Source organism: Chamaesiphon polymorphus CCALA 037 (assembly GCF_003003845.1).
GTDB classification, from domain to species: Bacteria; Cyanobacteriota; Cyanobacteriia; order Cyanobacteriales; family Chamaesiphonaceae; genus Chamaesiphon; species Chamaesiphon polymorphus.
Map to the genome: position 1 here is coordinate 1 of NZ_PVWO01000420.1, position 5,287 is coordinate 5,287.

The window sequence follows — 5,287 nt, forward strand, 5'->3', positions numbered from 1 at the left end:
CTTATCTCCCGGCTCCCCGCTCCTATTCCCTAATTCCTCGTATGGTGGTGATCGTACCGGATGCGCGAACCTGCCCAGAGTAGCTTCTCCCGAAGGGTTTGATAATAAGAGTAGTTGTCGCGGAGGATGACAAACTTTGCTTGACAGTCAGCCATCTGGACATCTACCCGCTGTCCCGGCCAAATTGAGGTAGCTAGCACCCCATCGTTCCACAGTTTGGTATTGAGTTCGTAGTCGCCAAGCGGCCAAATGCTCACAGTCGAGCCGGGAGGAATGATAATTGGACGGCTGGAGAGACTCAACGGACAGATTGGCGCAATACTAATTGCGGCCATGCCAGAATGGACGATCGGGCCATTTGCTGAAACATTATAGCAAGTAGATCCTGTAGGGGTAGAAACTAGCAGTCCATCACCTTGATATTGATCGACAATTTCGCCATCGATTTCCATTTCTAAAATTGAAGTCAGCATTCGATCTGCGGCGGCTGGCTTGATACACATATCATTGAGGGCGAGGAATTTTTCGCTCTCAGGTTCGCCGTTGCGTTCGTCTCCATTATATATGTGTGCTTGGAGCATCATGCGTCGCTCGATCGCATATCGATCGCTTTCTAATCGATCCCAGATATTCTCGCCATCGATCGGTGTATCGAGGTTAAATAGTTCTAATGGTTCGGTCAAGAACCCCAGATGTCCACCAGCATTGATCGCCAGGATCGGGATGCCGTCGGGGGAAAGTTGCCTAGCAGCCGTCAGTGCGGTACCATCGCCACCAAGCACGATCGCCAGATCGATCGGTTTGCTGGTAGAACCGAGGAATACTGGATAGGGATTGTCTTTAGCTCCACTCGGCCCCATCATTACATGACAACCTTTTTGTTCGAGTTGTTTGGCAGCTTTTTCGGCCAGGTTTTTGCTGCCGCGATCTCCGGCTTTGTGGGCAATGATGACGTTTTGGAGTTCCACGAGTTAGTGAATAGTGAATAGTGGATAGTGGATAGTGGATAGTGAATAGTGGATTGTAGATGACAGTGATTTTTTGGTAGTAACAAGATTAAGAGACCGATATCTGGACGCAAGCGTCCAAAACTACTATCCACTATCCACTATTCACTAATGCAAGAAGTGACGCACACCAGTAAACACCATTACTATACCCAATTCATTAGCAGCAGCGATCGAGTCGTTATCGCGCATACTACCACCGGGTTGGACGATCGCGGTAATTCCGGCGGCGGCGGCGGTTTTGACAGAATCATCGAAGGGGAAGAAGCCGTCGCTAGCGAGGATTGCGCCTTGAGCATTGGTGCCAGCTTGTTCGAGGGCAATTTTAGCGGAGCCGACGCGGTTCATTTGTCCGGCACCTACGCCAATGGTAGCGCGATTTTTGGTAACGACGATCGCATTAGATTTGACGTGTTTGCAGACTTTCCATGCGAATAATAATTCTTGCAATTCTGCTTCAGTTGGTTGTTTGGTGGTAACTACTTGCCAGTTATCGGTAGTTTCGATCGTTTCATCGGCAGCTTGAACTAACAGTCCGCCTGCGATAACTTTGACATTATCTTTCGTCCCAGTTGCCAGATCTGCTAACGTTAATACCCGCAGATTCTTTTTAGCGGCAAATACTTCAGCCGCTTCGGGTGTACATTCTGGTGCGACAATACATTCAAGGAAAGTTTGACTCATCGATCGAGCGGTATCGGCATCTAGCGGACGATTGACAGCGACGATGCCACCGAAAGCAGAAGTAGAGTCGGCATTGTAAGCTCGATCGTATGCCTCTAATAAAGTATCGCCCAAAGCCGTCCCACAAGGATTGTTATGTTTGATAATCGTCGCAGCGGGAGTATCGCCAAACTCAGCAATAATCCGCCGTGCGGCTTCTAAATCGACGAGATTGTTATAACTGAGTTCTTTACCCTGCAAGATTTTGGCAGTCGTCCAACCCGTGGGCACGGCTCCTGTCTGATACCATGCGGCTGGTTGGTGGGGATTTTCGCCGTAGCGGAGCGATTGTAACGGTTGGGCAGAAATTTGATAATTAGTACTTTCGCCTGCTTGCTCGGCCAGATAACCTGCAATCGCCGTATCGTAAGCGGCGGTATGTTGGAATGTTTCTAATGCTCTGGCTTGCCGAAACTCGATCGAAACCGCTCCACTATTTTTAGTCAATTCGGCCAGATAATCGTTGTAGCGATCGGGATTGGATAATACCGTTAAATGGGCGAAATTCTTAGCTGAAGCGCGAAGCATCGCGGGGCCACCGATATCGATTTGCTCGATCGCTTCTGCTAAACTGACTCCAGGCTTACTAATTGTCGCAGCAAAAGGATATAAATTAACGACCACTAGATCGATCGGGCGAATTTGATGCTGCTCCAAATCGGCTAAATGTTCGGGCATATCTCGCCGCGCCAGAATCCCCCCATGTATTTTCGGGTGCAATGTCTTCACCCGTCCGCCCAAGATTTCCGGCGCACCAGTATATTCAGCCACCTTCATGACGGGGATCCCTTCGGCTTTCAAGGCTTGCGCGGTGCCCCCACTACTGACAATCTCAAAGTCAAATTTTTCGACTAATTGACGCGCAAATTCAATCAGTCCGGTTTTGTCAGATACACTCAGGAGTGCTAAACGAGTCATATATACGTTAAGTGTGAGGAATGGCTAGAGGCTAGTATATCGGGTTTCAGGTATTGAGATCGAGATACTTACACTCTGTGACTTCAATTCGATCTAGTGGAAGGATGGCGGCTGAAATCTTTGTTATGGTTGGGGTTTGTCCGATCGACTTGAAAGAATTGAGTTAGATGTGGCTATAATTTAAGAATAAATTGAGAGAGTAGAGGTGTTAGTATGCTCCAACCAATTCAACTACCTAGCGGAAAGATTGTCGATCTTTCTAAATGTATTGCAATCGTTCCAAGCGATAACTCGACAGATAGTGAGATGATTTTAGCTGGTACAGAGCAGCAAATCCAGATTGACTCGATCGATCTAAAAATTTTACAACAGGAATTAAAACAGCCTAACATAAAAGACCGATGCAACTTCAATTTAGATCCAAAAACTCCACAGGCAGAGAGCGAGTATCGCGAAGAGCTAGCCAGAAAGCTTCAGATATTTAATAACCGTTGGGAACAGCTAGCTACAGATAAAAATGCAGATCGAGAATCTGATATATTTAAACAAATTCTAGATGACCAACGCCCCAGCGGGCAAAAGCTTTATAGTGCAGAATGATTATACTCATTGATTCTGGCATTCTCGGACAACTGTGTAGGCCAAATTTGAATCCAGAAACGCTAGATCTCAAAAGATGGTTCGACAGAGTGTTAATTCGTACTAATGTTGTTAGCTCTAAAATCTGTGACTATGAAGTGCGCCGAGGTTTATTATTAGCGCAAAAACAGGGATTAGTTGCAGATGGATTATCTATATTAGATGATTTAGATCGGTTAATTGATTTTCTATATTTAGAAGACAGAATCTTAGATTTAGCAGCAGATATCTGGGCAAGAGCTAGGGCAAGCGGACAACCAACGGCTGGAGATCTGAAGCTGGATGCCGATATGATTATTTGTGCGACTTGGCAAGACTTGGCTAGTCGCTATCCAGGGCAAGAGGTAGTAATAGTTACAACTAATGTTAGACACCTGTCCCGGTTTGCTAATGCGGTGGTTTGGCAAGATTTGAGTGTTTAAGTGTTAGGAAGATCCACTACCTCTTTGTCACTCTGTTGGTAATATAGATTGCTCTACATACCTCTACTAATTTAATCGATGGAATCAACAGAACCGATCGAACTTCAATTGCAAAAAGCACGCTCTCTTTTCCAACAATGGCAAGCGATCTAGAGCTTCAGATCTTGGACGATCTTACGATTCAGGCTGAAGGAAAAAACAATATTATTTTGTCTGCTAAGTTCAGAAATATTTTAATAGTAGACGACAATGAGTTCTCCTTTAGCAGGATAGACTCTATAATTGCATGGAAGCAGGAGTTTTTATCGATGCCAGCATTAATCGAACTACAGACAAGAGACTTAATGCATTTAAATATAGACTAGATTATCTCACTTGAGGTTATATCAAGATCTAGATTAAACCTAAAGTGAAATCTTCACCACTCGCGATCGATTAAATCAGACTTTTAAATAAATGGATGCCATCGGCTTTTCCCAGGAGGGGATCGGCAGCTCGTTCGGGGTGGGGCATCATCCCGACAACATTGCGAGTTTCGTTGCAGATACCAGCAATGTTATTTAACGAGCCGTTGGGATTGGTACCAGCGTAACGAAATAAGACTTGTCCGTTCGATTCTAATCGATCGAGTGTATCGACATCGGCATGGTAGCAGCCTTCACCGTGGGCGATCGGGAGTTCGATCGGGGTAGTGGTACTATAACCCTGAGTCCAGATCGAATCGGTACTTTCGACTTGGAGGGGTACCCTGTCACAAATAAAGTGGAGATCGCGATTGCGGACGAGGGCACCAGGCAGCAATCCCGCCTCGGTAAGCACCTGAAAACCATTGCAAATACCTAAGACATATTTACCCTGCTGGGCATGGGCGACAACTTGCTTCATAATCGGCGAAAATTTGGCAATTGCCCCACAGCGGAGGTAGTCGCCATAACTAAAGCCACCAGGAACTACGACGACATCGACATCGTGTAAGTCGGTTTCTTCATGCCAGATGGTGCGGGTGGGTTGTCCGAGCAAATCGCGGGTAACGTAGACTACATCGCGATCGCAGTTGGAGCCGGGGAAGACGATTATTCCGAATTTCACAATAGTTGGGAGTTGGGAGTTGGGAGTTGGGAGTGTGGCTGCGCCACAGGAGAGTGATGGAGAGTTGTAGTTAGGAACAAATGGAGAGTTTGAATTATTCGTTTAAAGTCAAGCTTTAAGGGTTCACCGTTGAATTAAAAGATGTACCTTCTTAACTCCCAACTCCTAACTCCCCTCTCCCAACTCAATTCGATAATTCTCAATCACAGGATTCGCCAAAAGTTGGTCGCACATGAGATCTAGTTGGCTGCGGGCTTGGGTTTCGTCGGCGGCATTAAGATTGACTTCGATATATTTACCGATGCGGACGCTCTCGACATCAGTGTAGCCCATATGGGCTAGGCCAGATTGAACTGCCGTACCAGCGGGATCGAGGACGGAGGGACGAAGGGTAACGTAAATGCGAGCGTGATATTTTTGGTTCAACGGGATCCCTCAACTTTGCGATAATTAGAGCAGCGATTACCTCCGTTAGGCTTCTGCTAAGGC

The 5,287-nt window shown here is 46.4% G+C and carries 6 protein-coding genes; 2 read left to right on the top strand and 4 right to left on the bottom strand.

The window, feature by feature from the left end; genetic code table 11:
- Positions 1–29: 29 nt before the first annotated feature.
- Together C7B77_RS23350 and purH are read right to left on the bottom strand one after the other, a co-directional pair.
- Positions 30–968 carry an NAD(+) kinase gene (locus tag C7B77_RS23350; protein ID WP_106310582.1) on the bottom strand — a complete coding sequence of 313 codons (939 nt, stop codon included), beginning with the start codon at positions 966–968 and terminating at the stop codon, positions 30–32.
- 147 nt (positions 969–1,115) lie between these two features.
- Complete coding sequence (gene purH / locus C7B77_RS23355) at positions 1,116–2,648, bottom strand: bifunctional phosphoribosylaminoimidazolecarboxamide formyltransferase/IMP cyclohydrolase (RefSeq protein ID WP_106310585.1); 1,533 nt, start codon at positions 2,646–2,648, stop codon at positions 1,116–1,118.
- A 213-nt stretch (positions 2,649–2,861) separates the two neighbouring features.
- Between purH and C7B77_RS23360 the strand changes: the two genes are divergently transcribed.
- Together C7B77_RS23360 and C7B77_RS23365 are read left to right on the top strand one after the other, a co-directional pair.
- The gene (locus tag C7B77_RS23360; protein ID WP_106310588.1) at positions 2,862–3,248 is read left to right on the top strand and encodes a hypothetical protein; all 387 of its coding nucleotides are present in this window, start codon (positions 2,862–2,864) and stop codon (positions 3,246–3,248) included.
- Positions 3,245–3,709: a PIN domain-containing protein gene (locus C7B77_RS23365; protein ID WP_106310591.1), complete on the top strand. Its 465-nt coding sequence runs from the start codon at positions 3,245–3,247 to the stop codon at positions 3,707–3,709. The genes C7B77_RS23360 and C7B77_RS23365 overlap by 4 nt, the downstream gene beginning before the upstream one ends.
- Before the next feature lie 435 nt (positions 3,710–4,144).
- Here C7B77_RS23365 and purQ read toward each other — a convergent pair whose 3' ends face one another.
- Together purQ and purS are read right to left on the bottom strand one after the other, a co-directional pair.
- Complete coding sequence (gene purQ, locus C7B77_RS23375) at positions 4,145–4,798, bottom strand: phosphoribosylformylglycinamidine synthase subunit PurQ (protein WP_106310597.1); 654 nt, start codon at positions 4,796–4,798, stop codon at positions 4,145–4,147.
- 165 nt (positions 4,799–4,963) lie between these two features.
- Complete coding sequence (gene purS / locus C7B77_RS23380; RefSeq protein ID WP_106310600.1) at positions 4,964–5,224, bottom strand: phosphoribosylformylglycinamidine synthase subunit PurS; 261 nt, start codon at positions 5,222–5,224, stop codon at positions 4,964–4,966.
- Positions 5,225–5,287 lie beyond the last annotated feature (63 nt).

Coding starts and splice junctions, on each gene's coding strand:
- C7B77_RS23360 (WP_106310588.1), top strand. CDS start 2,862: ATGCTCCAACCAATTCAACTACCTAGCGGAAAGATTGTCGATCTTTCT.
- purH (WP_106310585.1), bottom strand. CDS start 2,648: ATGACTCGTTTAGCACTCCTGAGTGTATCTGACAAAACCGGACTGATT.
- C7B77_RS23365 (WP_106310591.1), top strand. CDS start 3,245: ATGATTATACTCATTGATTCTGGCATTCTCGGACAACTGTGTAGGCCA.